This window comes from Dorea sp. AF24-7LB, from assembly GCF_003478575.1.
GTDB lineage: Bacteria > Bacillota > Clostridia > Lachnospirales > Lachnospiraceae > Dorea_D > Dorea_D hominis.
Map to the genome: position 1 here is coordinate 346,401 of NZ_QUFR01000001.1, position 16,316 is coordinate 362,716.

Genomic DNA, 16,316 nt, shown 5'->3' on the forward strand with positions numbered 1-16,316 from the left:
CATATTTACGGAATTTAATTCTTGCTTTCAATACAGACACCTCCTTTCCATTTTGCCACACCACAACCGGAACATTTCATCCGGCAATTCGGTGTGACTTCTGCGTTCATTGCATGATTCCATTCCCGTTTCAGGAAATCTTTCGTCACGCCAATGTCTATGAAATCCCACGGGAACACTTCCTCAAGTGAACGCTCTCTGTGATTATAAAATGCAATATCCAGTCCTGTATTTTCAAACGCTTGCATCCATTTATTATTATCAAACTGATCGCTCCAGGAATCATACAGACATCCCAGACGATAAGCTTCTTCGATAACTGCGGAAGTCTTACGGTCTCCTCTGGCAAAAACACCTTCCAATACCGTTACTTCTGCATCATGCCAGTTATATTTCAGACTCTTCCGGTTCAACTGATCGTTAAATGCGTGTTTTACAATCGCAGCTCTGGAGATGTATTCTTCATTCGTATACATTCTCGCCCACTGGAACGGAGTAAACGGTTTCGGTATAAAGAACGATGTACTTGTCGTAATCTGGCATTTTCCGTTCCGCTGATCCTTCGGGATCTCGTAATAACGTCTTGCAATTTTATCTGCCAGCTCTGGAATAGCACGCATATCATCTTCGGTCTCTGTCGGTAATCCCAGCATGAAATAAAGTTTTACCTTATTCCAGCCTCCTTCAAAAGCCTGTCCTGCGCCATCTAAAATAATCTCCTCTGTCAGTCCTTTGTTGATGACATCACGCATACGTTGGGACCCAGCCTCCGGCGCAAATGTCAGGCTGCTCTTGCGGATATCCTGCACCTGTCCCATTACATCCAGCGAAAATGCATCTATTCGAAGCGATGGCAGACTGATGTTAATTCCCTTGGACTTAAACTCATCAATCAAAAATGTGACCAGCTCTTTTAAATGACTATAATCACTGGAACTTAAAGAACTTAGAGAGATTTCTTCGTGTCCTGTATTTTTCAGCATCTTATATGCATAATCTTTTAAAACTTCTACGTCTTTTTCTCTTGTCGGGCGATATAGCATTCCTGCCTGGCAGAAGCGGCAGCCACGGATACAACCGCGCTGGATCTCCAGTACGACACGATCCTGTGTTGCTTTAATAAAAGGTACAACCGGTTTTTCCGGATATGGCGCACTAGACATATCCATTACAACCTGCTTCTTAATCTTCTCTTTTGCATGAACATTGTTCGGTGTAAAAGAGAGGATGGTACCATCTTCCTTATATTCTACATCATAAAAAGACGGAATGTATATTCCTTCTACTTCTGCAGCCATCTCAAGGAAATCCCATCTGGAGCCTCCTGCTGCTTTATTCTTCTTGTAAAGATCCAGTAATTCATCATAAACGGTTTCGCCTTCACCCATATAAAACAGGTCAAAGAAATCTGCCAGTGGCTCCGGATTGTACGTGCATGGACCACCACCGATCACGATCGGATCTTCTTCTGTTCTGTCTTTTGTTTTTATCGGGATCCCGGACAGATCCAGAATCTGTAAAATGTTCGTATAACACATCTCATACTGGATCGTAATGCCTAAGAAATCAAAATTTTTGATCGGATCCTGCGATTCCAGCGCAAACAACGGAATCTTCTTCTCGCGCATAACCGCATCCAGATCTGTCCACGGTGAATAAACTCTCTCACACCAGACATCCTCTCTACGGTTAAACATATCATAGAGAATCTGGATTCCAAGATGTGACATTCCAATCTCGTACACATCCGGGAAACACATGGCAAACCGGATATCGACTTTCGTCTTATCTTTCATGACCGAATTCACTTCGTTTCCGATATAGCGCGCCGGCTTCTCGATCTTCATCAATATATCATCAGTTAATGCTAATTTTCTCATGGTTACTCCTTGGTTTTTAAATGTTCTCTTTGCATACACTCGTTTAATTGTACCACAAATTGAACACATTGGTAAATAGGAAGTATTTTTTCCCAAATCACTTCATAACCTGTCACTGGCAGCTTTCACTGGTTATTATGGTAACCTAAAAAGGGCTCCCTGAAAAGGGAGCCTTCGAATTGCATGTTTTTAAATTTTTTTATTATCCAATTGTCCGTTTAACAAGATTTTGAAAATTAACTCTGGCAATCTTATCCATCTCTTCTTTGGTCATTCCCATCTTCTCGAAACAGCTAAAGAGATTCGGAATCTCTGAAGCATCCTTCATACCGTGTGCTGCCGGGCTGGAATCTTCTGTCATAGTTCCCATCGCCTCATCATTGATAAACTCAAAGAAATCAAATCCACAGCCAACATGATCGATGCCCATTACATTGATCATATGATCTGCATGTCTTGCAAGATTCTCAACGGTCTGTTCCGGTCCTCTCGGATCAATGAAGTCTTTGAAAGAATTAAGTCCGACAACACCGTCTACATCACGGATGGCACGAAGCTGATCATCTGTCAGGTTACGCGGCACATCACAGAGCGCACGGCAGTTTGAATGAGAAGCAATGATTGGCTTCGTAGCAAGCTTCATGCAGTCCCAGAAACCAGCTTCATTCAGATGTGACATATCAAGGATCATGCCCTTATCCTGTACTTTTCTGGCAGCTTTCTTACCTGTTTCCGTAAGTCCGTAGGATTCGCCGGAGTTTGCGCCTGCGCCAAGTGCATTTGCTTCATTCCACGTAAGGATTGCATGCCTGCAGCCAAAATCATAATATTCATCGATCTTAGAAATATCTTCCCCGATTGCTGCGAGTCCTTCAATTCCATGAAATACATAAATCTTGCCATCAGCTTTCGCCTGCATCATCTCTGCGTAGTTATGTACAATACGGATTTCATCACATTCCTCAGCCTCCGCTTTTGCACATTGCATAATCTCTTTTGTTCTCTTTACATAATCTACATCATACGGCGGATCTACCCAGATTACAAAAATGCTTCCTTCTACGCCGCCTTTTCTAAGCCTTTCCAGATGACGTCTGCGTAATACATCGGTTTCGCCCTTTAATCTACGTGCGGTTACATCACACCAAATATCCGAATGTGCGTCAAAATACATAATCTACCATCCTTTCTTACATTGTCTAATCCATTCTGCTTTCAGTTCCGACATTTATAAAATCCCATTTTTTATAATCGGCGCGTCCCCTTTTACGGGAACGCGCCGTTTACCAGTCGCTTTCAATATATTATGTAATTCTTATGCTCCTAAGAGAACTCCAATCATAGTTCCAAGGTAGTTACCGATTACATATCCGAGAGTACCTACTAACATTGCAGGTCCAACCAGACGGCTCCATCCCTGTGAAATAGCCATACCGGCAGCTGTTGTCGGTCCACCGATATTTGCATTGGAGGCAATAATCGCATCTTCCAAATCGCATTTGAAGATCTTTGCTCCGATGAAACAGAATAACATGTTTACACAAACCATGATAGCTGTAAGTACAAGAAGCAGAGGTGACTTTGTAACTACTGTGATAATGTTTGCCGGAACACCGATTACAAACAGGAATAAGTAGATTAAAAAAGTACCAATCTCCTGTGAGCCATGCAGATTCTCTTCTACCTGTTTATGGAAGAATGTTGCAACGATTACTGAGAATGTTGTGATCCATACATACTGGCTTCCGAAGAATTTACCGATGAAATCCATAAATCCAGTTGCATTCTCACCAACAGCTCCGCTGATCGTTCCAGCGATAAACTGTGAAACCCATACGATTGTTACAGAATATGCAATATTGTAAGCGATATCCTTCAAAGAGATATCTTTACGGCTCCAAAATGCTGCAGCCTGTGTCTGAGCAGCGTCTTTTGAAATTCCCGCTTCTACTTCGTCAATATGTGGATGTGCGAAGTGTGAACGGAAGAATTTCATACCTGCAAATGCGATCAGTACGAAGAAATATGCAGCCATCAAAAGGTTATCTGCAACTGTTGCTGCCGCTGTTAAATCTTCACCTGCCGCATACTGTGATGCCATTGCTGCAAAGTTTACACCACCACCGATATAAGAACCGGTCATCATACTTGCTACTTTTGCGAGTCCGCTTGCATCACCGAATGGTCCACGCAGTGCAAAGAATGCAATAATTGCACCACATACTGTACCAACTGCACCGATCAGGAATACGATCAACATCTTACCGGTATCTCTCCATACACGGGAAAGGTTACACTGAAGAAGCAATAACGGAATACCCATTGGTACGATCATACCCCAGACAATATCGTCATACAGTACACTGTGAATAGGAATGATACTTAAGTTTGCAAGTACCATTGCAATGATCAGTGCCAGGATCGCACCGGAAACTTTCGATGCCCAATTGTACTTTTGCTCTAAGTAGATAGAAAAAGCAACACCAAGACACATGATTGCGAGTAATGCCCATGTATCTTCTGCTGCGATGAGCGATTCCCGCCCGACTAGATTTTGAAATACTGAACTTAACATAGAATACCCTCCTTCGTTCTCATTGTTTCACGACTGTTATAGATGAACCTTATATATTCATCTGATTTATCCCTATTATACATACATTTTTCAACAATAACAATAGTTTATTGAAATTTTGGTCAATATGCTGAAAAATATTTTCAATTCACTGTAGCATTGTGAAAGCTGTTTGATATTATCTTATTTGTATAAAAATTAGATAGTTTTTTCATCTTTTCCACAATTCATACACTTTAAGTTGATCTATTTTAATCTGATTGTACATAAAAAAAACACCTTTTTGTATATTTTGCAAAAAGGTGTTTTAAATCGTATATGCAAATGAATAAAATCTGTACCTTAGTCTTTGGTAAAATCCCCAAAAATTCTTCACTATTTGACATAACAAAATATGACATTTAGTATGCCTGCCAGTAGCATGACTATAATCGGGTTCCATTTTTTCCAGCATAATAATATCAGACAAATCAGAAAAATTACGAAAAGCGGTATATTTATACCAGTGACAGACAGTACACTGCCTGCTTCCAAGAAAGCATTTTTTAAAATACTGACTCCTGCAGAGGCAATTAGTGCGACTACTGCCGGGCGCAGGGATTTCAAAACTCCCTGCAACAAATCTAATTTCCGGTATTTTAAGTATAGTTTCGCAATAGCTGTCACAATAATACAGGACGGAAGGATATTCCCAAGTGTTGCTGCAAGCGCTCCCGGCACTCCTGCTACTTTAATTCCGACAAATGTTGCCGAATTGATGGCGATCGGTCCGGGTGTCATCTGTGATAATGTAATAAGATCTGTAAATTCTTTAACATCCAGCCATCTGTGCGCATCGACGATTTGGCTCTGAATAAGCGGAAGCGCTGCATAACCACCGCCAAAGCTGAATAATCCAACCTGAAGGAAACTAAGGAAAAGCTGGATATAAATCATTTCCGCACCTTCCTTTCAAGCATAGTCCGTATAACACCAAGGATTCCGCATCCGAGAATAATCCAGACGATATTAATTTCCCCGCTGCATGCAAGAAGAAATGAAAGAATCAGAACAAGCAAGGATATCACATCTTTCTCCTTTATAACCGAACATCCCATCCCAAAAGTAACAGAAGCAATCACAGCTCCCACACCCGCCTGCATACCTTCCAGCATCCGTGCAACCAGCAGGTTGGAGCGGAATGCCTGATAGCAGACAGATAATATCGATATAATGACAAAAGGAGGGATAACTGTTCCGAAAATAGCAACGAATGCGCCTAGAATTCCTGCCAGTTTATATCCGACAACAATCGCGCCGTTGACAGCAATTGCCCCCGGCGCTGACTGGGCGATTGCCACAAGATCCAGCATCTCCTCCTCATCGATCCAGTGTCTGGCATCGACAAAATCTTTTTTCATTAATGACACAATGACATATCCACCTCCAAAGGTGAATGTGCTTAAATATAAAGTTGATAAAAATAAAGTCCGAAGTATTTTACTATTCTTTTTTTTCATTGTATTATCCTACTCTTCGTCTGTAGACTCTATTTCACCATCAAATCCGGCATCTCGAATCATCTGCATTGTAGCATCAATCCCCTGACCGTCTGCGGTCAGATATCCGGATGCGAAAATCGAATCAACAACTTTGAAAAGCGTCGGCTCTATTCCTTTAAAATATACTTCTCTTCCGGCCGCACAACGGATATCTGAAGTCGGGATCATAAGTCTTGCAAGGCATAAAACTTTCATGCAGTATTCCGGTGTAAGTCCGGAAATATCCCTGTCTGCAAGTCGTGTCCCCGGAATCGGAAGCAGGAAATTGATTGGTACAGATTCCGGATGAATTTCACGAAGATCCAGAAGCATGTCCACAACATCTTCTTTGCTCTCTCCCATTCCGATAATACCACCGCTGCAGATCTCGAAGCCGATATCCTGAAGCATATGTATATTTGCCACACGCTGCTCGTAAGTGTGCGTCGTACAGATCTCCGGGTAAAATCTCCGGCTGCTGTTCAGATTATGATTGATCCTGTCCAGTCCGGCATCTTTTAAAAGTCTCGCCTGTTTCTCCGTCAGAAATCCAATAGAACAGCAGATCTGCGTTCCTTTCTTCTTCATTTCCCGGATACGTTCTGCAAGATCTTCAATCTCTGCATCTGAAAACTGAATTCCGCTCAGACCGATACAGTGTCTTGCCAGATGCTTGTCATCTACCAGATCGTTATCCCCGTAAAGTTTTTCATCCGAAACACGACGATATTTTTCAATGGCCGCATGCGACTCGCAGGACTGTGCACAATATGCACAGTTCTGTGAACAGTTTCCGCTGCGGACATTAGTCAGAAGCTGTACGCTTACTTTCTTGCCTTTATACTTTGTACGGAGCGCATAGGCACATGCGATCAGATCATCCATGTCTTCCTTTGGAAGATTTAAAATTTTAATTGCTTCCTCTCTCGTAAGTCTCTTTGTCTCATCCCAGTGTTTCAACCATTCTTTCATAGAAGCATCTCTCCTTTTATCTTAAGCTTTTTCTTCCTTTTTATTAAATACCTCACGATCCAGCGCCTTGTTCTGATGTGCAACGATTGTTGTACATACAGCATCACCTGTAATATTAACGGCTGTTCGTGTCATGTCAAGAATACGGTCAATACCCATGATCAGTCCGATTGCCTCAACCGGGAGTCCTACAGAATTAAATACCATTGTAAGTGTAACAAGACCTACACTTGGTACTCCGGCCGTTCCGATAGATGCAAGTGTCGCTGTCCCGATAACCGTAACATAATCGGTAAGAGAAAGATGGATTCCAAATGCCTGTGCCGCAAACACAACAGCTACACCTTGCATAATCGCTGTTCCATCCATATTGATCGTCGCACCAAGCGGGATCGTAAAGGACGAAATTTTCTTGGATACACCCATTTTTTTAGACAGCGTATCGATGGAAAGCGGAATGGTAGCATTGGATGTTGCTGTTGAAAATGCAAACGCCATAACCGGGAAGAATTTTTTAATAAATTTGAACGGATTCAGTCCTGTAAATCCTTTTAAAAGTCCCAGATATATAACAAAACACTGCAGGGCAAGTGCAAGCAGGACACCGATCATGTATTTTGCAAGCGGAATGAATGCGCTGAAACCGATATTGGCAAAAGTACGTGCGATCAGGCAGAATACTCCGATCGGAGCAAGTCCCATGACCATCATTGTCATTTCCATCATGATGTCATTGAACTGACTGAAGAAATTGCTGACTGTCTCTGTACGCTCTCCTAGCTTTGCCAGAATAACACCGACGATCAGTGCAAATACAATAATCTGAAGCATTGTTCCGTTTGCCAGCGCATTCAGCGGATTGTCCGGAATGATATTCAGGAGCGTTTCTGTCAGTGTAGTTGCTTTCATGGACTCCACTTCCGCAGCATTCTGCTGAATACTGCTCATATCCAGTCCTTTGCCAGGATTAATCAAATTACCGACAGATAACGCAACTGTAACTGCAACGGCTGTTGTAAACAGATAAAAAACGAGTGTACGCACGCCGACTGTTCCAAGTTTTTTTGTATCTCCAATCGACATACTTCCACATACGATCGAACAAAATACAAGTGGAACAACAAGCATCTTCATCAAACGGATGAATCCTTGTCCGATTACATATAAAATTCCTTCTACGATTACATCATCTTTGATACTGCTTTTCGGGACAAGATAACATAAAATCACACCAAACAGCGCTCCTGCAAGAAGGGAAATGAATATTTTCGTAGTAAGTCCCATCTTTTTCTTTTCTTTTGTATTACTCATGAGTCTCCTCCTTCCACTCGGCAATGTATTCCTCAAGAGACTGTTTCCATTTCGGCATTTCATATACATCAATGATCCGTAAAATAAAATTATCCAGAACCGCATATGCTGGCCGTACCAGATGTTCTTTAGAATCTGCAATTGAAATCTCTTTTACTTCTGCATGAAGACCTGCCAGAGATAGAATCTCTCTTGCAAAATCATATCGACTGCAAAGTCCTTTACATGTTGCATGATAGGTTCCATATTCATTCGTTGTAACAAGATACAAAATAATACGTGCCAAATCCTTCGCACTGGTCGGACATCCGGTCTCATCTATTGCAGCCTCGATTAGTTCTCCACTTTCCGCCTTCCGCAATACATATGTCACAAAATTATCGCCATGTCCGAAAATCCAGCTACTCCGAATCACAAAATGTTTGTGTGTAAATTCCCGCACATAATTTTCACCGGCTCTCTTAGAGCGTCCGTACACGGTCTTCGGATTCGTATCATCAAATTCACTGTAAGGCGTATTTTTGTTACCATCGAAGACATCATCTGTAGATATCTGAACGATTTTAGCACCGATCTTACGTGCGACAATACTTAAATTTCTTGCACCGAGCGCATTAACACGGTACGCCAGTTCCGGTTCTTTTTCACAAAGTTCCATATCTGTGATTCCGGCACAGTTGATGATCACATCCGGACGGTTGATCTCACCAAAGCTTAATACTTCATCTGTCTGTGTGATATCCAACTCATCTTTATCTGTGTTAAAAACTTCCATCTCCAGTGGATCTAACACTTCGTTAATAGCAGTTCCGATCTGTCCTGCCGATCCTGCAATCCATATTTTTAACATGTTTCATCCTCCTCTTTCGTTCCTCATTTACTCATGAAATTACCGGTGTTCCAGAATCGGAAACGCCGATGTATCTTCAGAGATCATTTGAATGATTTCTGAGCTGTTCACACTCATAAACTCATCCTTTTTGTAATCCATTGCAACAAATGCAGCAAACAGCAGAAAGCTTATGAAAAGCCGGAGCCCCAGTGTACCGCTCTTAAATTCCTGCGGCTCTTCATAAAGCAAACGGTATGCCACTCCATATCTCGGGTGTACCGCCGGAGAGTCATAAGAATCCCGGTACAGTTCCCGTGTCCGCATTAATAATTTCTGCCTTCGTCTTTCTGCTTCATTCAATCCCGGTCACATCCTTTCCACTCTAGGATATGCATGGATATTCGGTTCTATACCTGAAAAGACAGTGCACGCGCATTAGCGGCTTGCCAGTTCTTTTACAATATCTTCCCAGTTCAGTCCTTTTTCAACCATTAATACAATCATATGATAAAGGAAATCCGAGATCTCATACTTCGTCTCTTCTGCACTTGGATTCTTGGCAGCGATCACAATCTCCGTTGCCTCTTCGCCGATTTTTTTCAAAATCTTATCAATTCCTTTATCAAATAAATAATTCGTATAAGAACCCTCTTTTGGATTCTCTTTTCTGTCTACAACGGTATTATAGATGATTTCAAAAACTTCCAGCGGATTTGCTTCGTTATATTCCGTTCCTGCAAGGTGCTGGAAAAAGCAGGTCGGATTACCGGTGTGACATGCCGCACCAACCTGATCTACTTTTGCAAGTAACGTATCATAATCACAGTCAATTGTCAGCGACTTGACATACTGGAAATGCCCGCTTGTCTCACCTTTCACCCAGAGCTTCTGGCGGCTTCTGCTGAAGTAAGTCATTTTCCCTGTTTTGATCGTCTGATCAAATGATTCTTCATTCATATAGGCTAACATCAATACTTCTCTCGTCTTATAATGCTGTACAATAACCGGGATCAGCCCCTGCTCATTTGTCTTAAACTGTGAAAATTCCATAATACTTTCAAAAGAAGTCATCTGGATGCCTTCCTCTGAACACTCTTTCTTAAATTCCACAAAATCCATATCCGGCTGACTGACATATTTTCCTGAAAGCCCTTTCACTCCCGGACATTTAAGTATCTTGAATAACTCCGGTTTTTCCAGCGTATCTGTTACGATTACACATGGAATATCCGTTACGTCCATAACCGAATTAAGATCCAGACGATGCATGAACACAATCTCACTGGAATATTCATCAATTAGATGCTGATGTTTGAAAAGCGCATCAAAATCATTCAGCGATACTGCAATTTTCTCTTTTCCAAAACGTTTTGCCGCCTCTTCCACTGCCTTCGCACTGTCCGGTTTGGAAAAATTCAGCATTGCACGCTTTGCTCCGGCATACAAAATCTTCTTTACATCCTCCTGCCGTTTGATATTACCACCCGCTACCATTGGGATACGGATCAAGCGATTAATACGGCGCATCAAGTCAATGGCTTCTTCGTGCTCATCATCAGATGTAGAAAGATCGAACACAAGCAACTCATCTGCCCCGTGATCGCTGTAGTATTTTGCAAGTGCGATCACATCGTCCTGTAATACGCTCTTATCATTAAACCATTTTACAGCCTTCCCACCTGCAATAAAAATGCAGGGAATCAATCTTTTATAACTCATATATGTTCAAAAACTCCTTTAAAGACTTCCTTTTGTCGTCCACGCTTCTTTGATCCGTGGTTCATCCATAGTTGCCATATCAAGCGCTTTTCCAAAACTTTTGAAAAGTGCTTCAGCCATGTGATGATTGTTCTCACCATCCATGATCTTAAGATGGATGTTCATTCCTGCGCTGTAAGAAACAGCATAGAAAAATTCTTTCACCATCTCTGTGTCCATGTCACCAATCTTCGGAACTGTAAATTCTGCATCATAGCGAAGGTATGGACGACCGGACAGATCTACCGCGCAAAGTGCTAGCGTCTCATCCATCGGAAGGATCATATTCCCAAAGCGTTTGATACCGGCTTTATCTCCGATGGCTTTTAAAATGGCATTTCCAAGCACAATTCCTGTATCTTCGATCGTATGATGACTGTCTACATCCAGATCGCCATTTACTCGAACAGTCAGGTCGAACAGTCCATGTCTTGCAAATCCGTCCAACATATGGTCAAAAAATCCAATCCCCGTATGAATATCGTTATTTCCGGTTCCATCCAGATTCAGCGTAATGGAAATGTCGGTTTCTTTTGTTTTTCTTTCACAAGTAACGATTCTGCTCATTTTTTACATCCTCCTTACTTCTTCTCAAAACGTACTTTGATGGAATTTGCATGTGCTGTCAGATGTTCTGCTTCTGCAAATTTTTCAATATCGGTATGGATCGCACCAAGTGCCTCCTGTGAGTAGGCAATAATGCTTGATTTTTTAATAAAATCATCAACAGAAAGCGGTGAGAAGAATTTTGCTGTTCCGTTTGTCGGAAGGACATGGTTCGGTCCTGCAAAATAATCTCCAAGCGGTTCACTGGAATATTCGCCAATGAAAATAGCTCCTGCGTTGCGGATGCGTGTCATAATGTCATACGGATTCTTTGTCTGGATCTCCAGATGTTCCGAAGCAATCTCATTCGCAATGTCAATCACTTCTTCCATGGTATCTGCTACCAGTATGTATCCATAATTATCCAGTGATTTGCGGATGATCTCACTTCTGGAAAGTTCATTTAAAAATCCGTCTACTTCTTCAGATACCTTCTCTGCAAGCTTCTGGCTGGTTGTCACTAAAATTGCAGAAGCGAGCTCGTCATGTTCTGCCTGGGACAGAAGATCCGCAGCTACATAGCGTGGATTTGCTGTCTCATCAGCGATTACAAGGATTTCACTTGGGCCTGCTATCGCATCAATGCTTACATGTCCGTATACAGCACGCTTTGCAAGTGCAACATAAATATTTCCAGGTCCTACAATTTTGTCAACCTTCGGGATACTCTCCGTTCCATAAGCAAGTGCAGCGATCGCCTGTGCGCCGCCGACTTTATATACAACATCAGCACCTGCTTCATGTGCTGCAACCAGTGTTGTCGGTGTGACTTTTCCGTCTTTTCCCGGAGGTGTTACCATTACGATTTCGTCAACTCCTGCAGCTTTCGCTGGTGCGATATTCATAAGGACAGAAGACGGATAAGCAGCTTTTCCGCCTGGTACATAGACGCCGACTCTCTGAAGAGGTGTAACTTTCTGTCCAAGCATTGTTCCATTCGGTTTGCTCTCAAACCAGCTGTTTTGACGCTGTCTCTCGTGATAATCACGGATATTAAATAATGCCTTGCGGATAATACCTGTTAACTCTTCGCCGACTAATTCGTAAGCTTCTTTAATCTCTTCTTCTGTTACTTTAATATTCGATGCATCAATCTTTGCTCCGTCAAATTTTTCTGTATATGCAAATACAGCCGCATCTTTTTCGCTGCGTACATGATCCAGGATTTCTGCAACACCTTGCTCATATTTGCCATAGTTATTCGGACTTCTCTTTAAAAGATCCTCCAGCAGATTCATTTTTGTATTCTTATCGAGATGCTGTATTCTCATTTTATCACTCCTATATTCCTATATTTGTGCGCGTAATTTCATTAATAATGCCTTAATTCTGTCACTCTCCATACGCATGCTTACCGGATTGACGATCATACGCGCAGACAGTGGGCAAACTTCCTCCAGAACTTCCAGACCGTTTTCACGCAGTGTGGAACCCGTTTCTACAATATCCACGATCACTTCAGAAAGACCAACGATCGGTGCCAGTTCAATCGAACCGTTTAATTTTACGATCTCTACAGTCTGGTGTTTTGTGTTGTAGAAATAGTCTTTTGCAATATTCGGATATTTTGTTGCGACACGGATCAGCTCATGATGTTTCAATAACGGTATTGCATCTTTATAACCGCACACACACATTTTACATTTCCCATAACCAAGATCCAGAACTTCATGAACTTTACGTCCTTCTTCAAGGATCGTGTCTTTTCCGACAACTCCGATGTCCGCTGCACCATATTCTACATAAGTCGGTACATCCGGTCCTTTTGCAAGGAAGAAGCGAAGCTTCAATTCTTCATTTGTAAAGATCAGTTTTCTGGAATCTTTGTCTTTCATCTCTTCACAGGTTATACCAATTTTCTCAAACAGTTCCAGCGTCTGTCTTGCCAGACGCCCTTTTCCAAGGGCAAATGTAAGATATCTCATAGTAAAAACTCCATTCTCTTATATATTATGATGTGGTCTTCTTTCCGTTTCCGGCAATCTTGTGTTCACCTGTCACAAGATTGATCATGACCACTTCTCCATCTTCTCTTATATATACAAGGTTTCCTGCATAATACTCTTTTCCATAAGTAATATATTCTTCCAGGATCTTGCCATCCGCTTTCTTGATCAGTTCCACATTCTTTGCTTTGTTACGGAAATCTTTTGCAAGCATAACCGCCTGTTTTGTCTTCCCTTCATCATATAAAATGATCGTATTCTTTCTTGTATATACGATGCGGAGTTTCTGTCGGTTCATCGCATTCATCAGCTCATCAATGACAATTGCAAATCCAATAGAAGGTGATTTCTTACCAAACTTCTCCAACAGATGGTCGTAACGTCCACCTTTTACGATCGCATCTCCGGTTCCAAAAGTATAACCGCGGAAAACAATACCGGTATAATATCCGTAAGTTCCTGTCATGCTCAGATCAAATGTTACAAATTTTTCCATTCCATATAATTTTAGAATGTCGTATATATGTTCCAGACGTCTGATTGCCATAATACCGGCAGAGTTAGGCGCAAGATCTTTTGCCTGGGAAAGGATCTCTACTCCGCCAACCATTTCTCCAAGTGCTGCAAAAGCTTCCTTGGAGCTTCTCTTTACAAGAATACTGTCCAGATATTCTTCCACACCGAAATAATTCCGGTTATTGATTAGTTCAATGACGCGTTCTCTTGCATCCTCATCCAGCGATGCATCTTCAATCAGGCTCTGGAAGAAATCAACATTCCCCACGCTGATTTGAAATTCCTTCACGCCAATTGTAAGCATCGATTCAATCACAAGTGCAAGCATCTCTGCATCTGCTTCCACGGAATCATCACCAATCAGCTCTGCGCCCATCTGTGTGACTTCTCTTAATCTCCCCTGATAGTTGGAATGATTAATAAATGTATTACCTGTATAGCAAAGCCGAATCGGCACTTCTTCCTCACCAAACAGTGTTGCTGCTGCTCTTGCAACGGACGGTGTGATATCTGGCCTCAGTGCAAGTGTATTTCCATCTTTATCAAAAAACTTATATAAATCTTTGGATGCCGTTGTTCCGATTTCTTTACGAAACACATCAAAATATTCAAACATCGGTGTCTGGATATCATGATAGCCATATAAATGGAACGTCTTCTTTAAACGGCTCTCCAGTGCAAGTTTCTTTCCGCATTCTACATTATATATATCCCGGACTCCTTCCGGTGTATGCAATACTTTCTTCATATGACCTCCTGTTAGCTCTTTCACTTTAGCGTGCTAATACGTTAAAACCCTTTCCGTATTATATACATTTTCTGATTCTTTGTCAAGTATATGACAAAGCCTGCCATTACTTCTGTTTCTGCTCCCGGACATCCAGGTCTTTATTAATCCCGTCCAGATACGGAACAAGACTTCCACGCCTTAATTCCATAAAAAATTCCGGATCCAGTTCTTCCAGACGGAAGCTTTTTCTGCCGCCTTTTTTTGCACGGTTCCAGAACTTCATCATTTCTTCATAGCGCATATAATACAGTATATTTTTTGCTGAATAATAAAGCAAAAAAAATGCAATTCCTTCCTGTTTTTCAAATCTGCCCATAAACTCTATCTGATGCTCATGGATATTCTGTAATGGAAAGGTATCTGCCACACATTCTTTTGCATCAAAGCATACCGGAATGCCCTGCACAACACCGATATAATCAACTGTACTTCTCTGTTCAAAATATGCCAGTGTGATCTGCCGGTGTTCCTTATCCATGCGGACCGGCGTGATCGGTGTCGGGATCTTCTGGATCAGCGCCAGATTTTTTTCCATATAATATTCATTGGTCCGGTTTACGAAATCCTCTAATGTTGAACCTCTAAGACCTCTTGAGTTCCATGTTCCCATGTTATCTCCTTTATGATTTTATAGAAATCTTCCGGAACCGGAGCTGTAAACGTTCGCCCGGAAAGTTTCTTTAATGTCTTATTCATCTCCGGCATTACAAGTTCATATGCATGCAGCATCTGTCTTGTCTGTGCTGTCTTCATTCTTCCGTTCCATTTCCGGTTCCACTTTGGATCACCATACTTCGGATCACCAAGAAGCGGATGTCCCTGCCATGCCAGATGTGCGCGGATCTGATGCGTCCGTCCGGTGATCAGATGCACTTTCAAAAGTGTTATTTCCTGATTCCATGCAACCGGAACATATTCTGTCTCGATTGGAACTGCATCAGCGCCGGCCTGTTTTGCAATTCGCACCTGGTTGGTCGCTTTGTCTTTCTGTAAATAGCCGCAGATATGTGCTCTTTTATCGATTGTTCCTTTCACAAGACAGAGGTAATATTTTTTCAGTGTCCTGTCTTTGAAAAGTTCTGAAAGCTTCTGTAATCCCGCCAGACTTTTTCCGGCAGTAATAAGGCCGCTCGTATTCCGGTCCAACCGGTTGCAGATGGATGGTCTGAATGTCTTAAGATCATCTTGCCTCAAAGCTTTCGTTTCAAGCAAATGTTCCATTAAATATTCGACAACCGATACATCCGAAGGCTTTGCTTTCTGGGATAGCACCCCGGCCGGTTTGTTATAAAAAACAACATCTTCATCTTCGTACACAACAGGCATCTGGATCTTTGGAAGCTTTTTCTTACTATGTGCAGTTTCCTGCTTTCCGGTAAATTTCTCCAGTGTTTCATCAGCAAGAAACAGTTTCACCTGATCCCCTTTTTTTAACTTTTCACTACCTGTTGCCTTTCTGCCGTTCAGCACAATATTCTTCTTACGCAGCATTTTATACAGGAAACTTCCCGGAGCTTCACTTAAATATTTCTTTAAAAATTTATCGAACCGCTGTCCGGATTCATTTTCCTTAATATATATTTCTCTCATACACGATTCCTTATATAAAT

16 protein-coding genes are annotated in these 16,316 nt (G+C 41.8%); all 16 read right to left on the reverse strand.

Annotated elements, in window-relative coordinates:
• Positions 1-14: 14 nt before the first annotated feature.
• Positions 15-1,880 carry a TIGR03960 family B12-binding radical SAM protein gene (locus tag DWY31_RS01715; protein WP_118519361.1) on the reverse strand — a complete coding sequence of 622 codons (1,866 nt, stop codon included), beginning with the start codon at positions 1,878-1,880 and terminating at the stop codon, positions 15-17.
• 202 nt (positions 1,881-2,082) lie between these two features.
• The gene (locus DWY31_RS01720; RefSeq protein ID WP_021860962.1) at positions 2,083-3,054 is read right to left on the reverse strand and encodes a dipeptidase; all 972 of its coding nucleotides are present in this window, start codon (positions 3,052-3,054) and stop codon (positions 2,083-2,085) included.
• A 141-nt stretch (positions 3,055-3,195) separates the two neighbouring features.
• Complete coding sequence (locus DWY31_RS01725; RefSeq protein WP_118519362.1) at positions 3,196-4,455, reverse strand: DUF819 family protein; 1,260 nt, start codon at positions 4,453-4,455, stop codon at positions 3,196-3,198.
• Positions 4,456-4,830: 375 nt separating this feature from the next.
• On the reverse strand, positions 4,831-5,391 hold the full coding sequence (locus DWY31_RS01730; protein WP_021860960.1) for a chromate transporter: 561 nt from the start codon (positions 5,389-5,391) through the stop codon (positions 4,831-4,833).
• Positions 5,388-5,954: a chromate transporter gene (locus tag DWY31_RS01735; protein WP_118519363.1), complete on the reverse strand. Its 567-nt coding sequence runs from the start codon at positions 5,952-5,954 to the stop codon at positions 5,388-5,390. The genes DWY31_RS01730 and DWY31_RS01735 overlap by 4 nt, the downstream gene beginning before the upstream one ends.
• 9 nt (positions 5,955-5,963) lie before the next feature.
• Entirely contained in the window at positions 5,964-6,947 is a 984-nt protein-coding gene (gene bioB / locus DWY31_RS01740) for a biotin synthase BioB (RefSeq protein ID WP_118519364.1), read from the reverse strand.
• A 21-nt stretch (positions 6,948-6,968) separates the two neighbouring features.
• Positions 6,969-8,258: a dicarboxylate/amino acid:cation symporter gene (locus DWY31_RS01745; RefSeq protein ID WP_118519365.1), complete on the reverse strand. Its 1,290-nt coding sequence runs from the start codon at positions 8,256-8,258 to the stop codon at positions 6,969-6,971.
• On the reverse strand, positions 8,251-9,108 hold the full coding sequence (gene rfbD, locus DWY31_RS01750) for a dTDP-4-dehydrorhamnose reductase (protein WP_118519366.1): 858 nt from the start codon (positions 9,106-9,108) through the stop codon (positions 8,251-8,253). Before rfbD ends, DWY31_RS01745 begins: the two co-directional genes overlap by 8 nt.
• 39 nt (positions 9,109-9,147) lie before the next feature.
• Positions 9,148-9,450: a hypothetical protein gene (locus tag DWY31_RS01755; protein ID WP_118519367.1), complete on the reverse strand. Its 303-nt coding sequence runs from the start codon at positions 9,448-9,450 to the stop codon at positions 9,148-9,150.
• A gap of 75 nt (positions 9,451-9,525) precedes the next feature.
• Positions 9,526-10,809 (reverse strand): bifunctional phosphoribosyl-AMP cyclohydrolase/phosphoribosyl-ATP diphosphatase HisIE, encoded by a 1,284-nt coding sequence (gene hisIE, locus DWY31_RS01760; RefSeq protein WP_021860454.1) that lies wholly within the window; start codon positions 10,807-10,809, stop codon positions 9,526-9,528.
• An 18-nt stretch (positions 10,810-10,827) separates the two neighbouring features.
• Positions 10,828-11,415 carry an imidazoleglycerol-phosphate dehydratase HisB gene (hisB, locus tag DWY31_RS01765; protein WP_118519368.1) on the reverse strand — a complete coding sequence of 196 codons (588 nt, stop codon included), beginning with the start codon at positions 11,413-11,415 and terminating at the stop codon, positions 10,828-10,830.
• A gap of 14 nt (positions 11,416-11,429) precedes the next feature.
• Complete coding sequence (hisD, locus tag DWY31_RS01770) at positions 11,430-12,725, reverse strand: histidinol dehydrogenase (RefSeq protein ID WP_118519369.1); 1,296 nt, start codon at positions 12,723-12,725, stop codon at positions 11,430-11,432.
• Positions 12,726-12,743: 18 nt separating this feature from the next.
• Positions 12,744-13,379 (reverse strand): ATP phosphoribosyltransferase, encoded by a 636-nt coding sequence (hisG, locus tag DWY31_RS01775; protein ID WP_021860457.1) that lies wholly within the window; start codon positions 13,377-13,379, stop codon positions 12,744-12,746.
• A gap of 25 nt (positions 13,380-13,404) precedes the next feature.
• Complete coding sequence (hisZ, locus tag DWY31_RS01780; RefSeq protein WP_118519370.1) at positions 13,405-14,664, reverse strand: ATP phosphoribosyltransferase regulatory subunit; 1,260 nt, start codon at positions 14,662-14,664, stop codon at positions 13,405-13,407.
• Between the two features lie 106 nt (positions 14,665-14,770).
• Positions 14,771-15,316, reverse strand: coding sequence for a Holliday junction resolvase RecU (locus DWY31_RS01785; protein WP_021860459.1), 546 nt, complete (start codon positions 15,314-15,316; stop codon positions 14,771-14,773).
• Positions 15,274-16,296 (reverse strand): RluA family pseudouridine synthase, encoded by a 1,023-nt coding sequence (locus DWY31_RS01790; RefSeq protein ID WP_118519371.1) that lies wholly within the window; start codon positions 16,294-16,296, stop codon positions 15,274-15,276. Before DWY31_RS01790 ends, DWY31_RS01785 begins: the two co-directional genes overlap by 43 nt.
• Positions 16,297-16,316 lie beyond the last annotated feature (20 nt).

Excerpts from the sequence above, each read along its gene's own strand:
- DWY31_RS01715 (WP_118519361.1), bottom strand. The coding sequence starts at position 1,880 with ATGAGAAAATTAGCATTAACTGATGATATATTGATGAAGATCGAGAAG.
- DWY31_RS01720 (WP_021860962.1), bottom strand. The coding sequence starts at position 3,054 with ATGTATTTTGACGCACATTCGGATATTTGGTGTGATGTAACCGCACGT.
- DWY31_RS01725 (WP_118519362.1), bottom strand. The coding sequence starts at position 4,455 with ATGTTAAGTTCAGTATTTCAAAATCTAGTCGGGCGGGAATCGCTCATC.
- DWY31_RS01730 (WP_021860960.1), bottom strand. The coding sequence starts at position 5,391 with ATGATTTATATCCAGCTTTTCCTTAGTTTCCTTCAGGTTGGATTATTC.
- DWY31_RS01735 (WP_118519363.1), bottom strand. The coding sequence starts at position 5,954 with ATGAAAAAAAAGAATAGTAAAATACTTCGGACTTTATTTTTATCAACT.
- bioB (WP_118519364.1), bottom strand. The coding sequence starts at position 6,947 with ATGAAAGAATGGTTGAAACACTGGGATGAGACAAAGAGACTTACGAGA.
- DWY31_RS01745 (WP_118519365.1), bottom strand. The coding sequence starts at position 8,258 with ATGAGTAATACAAAAGAAAAGAAAAAGATGGGACTTACTACGAAAATA.
- rfbD (WP_118519366.1), bottom strand. The coding sequence starts at position 9,108 with ATGTTAAAAATATGGATTGCAGGATCGGCAGGACAGATCGGAACTGCT.
- hisIE (WP_021860454.1), bottom strand. The coding sequence starts at position 10,809 with ATGAGTTATAAAAGATTGATTCCCTGCATTTTTATTGCAGGTGGGAAG.
- hisB (WP_118519368.1), bottom strand. The coding sequence starts at position 11,415 with ATGAGCAGAATCGTTACTTGTGAAAGAAAAACAAAAGAAACCGACATT.
- hisD (WP_118519369.1), bottom strand. The coding sequence starts at position 12,725 with ATGAGAATACAGCATCTCGATAAGAATACAAAAATGAATCTGCTGGAG.
- hisG (WP_021860457.1), bottom strand. The coding sequence starts at position 13,379 with ATGAGATATCTTACATTTGCCCTTGGAAAAGGGCGTCTGGCAAGACAG.
- hisZ (WP_118519370.1), bottom strand. The coding sequence starts at position 14,664 with ATGAAGAAAGTATTGCATACACCGGAAGGAGTCCGGGATATATATAAT.
- DWY31_RS01785 (WP_021860459.1), bottom strand. The coding sequence starts at position 15,316 with ATGGGAACATGGAACTCAAGAGGTCTTAGAGGTTCAACATTAGAGGAT.
- DWY31_RS01790 (WP_118519371.1), bottom strand. The coding sequence starts at position 16,296 with ATGAGAGAAATATATATTAAGGAAAATGAATCCGGACAGCGGTTCGAT.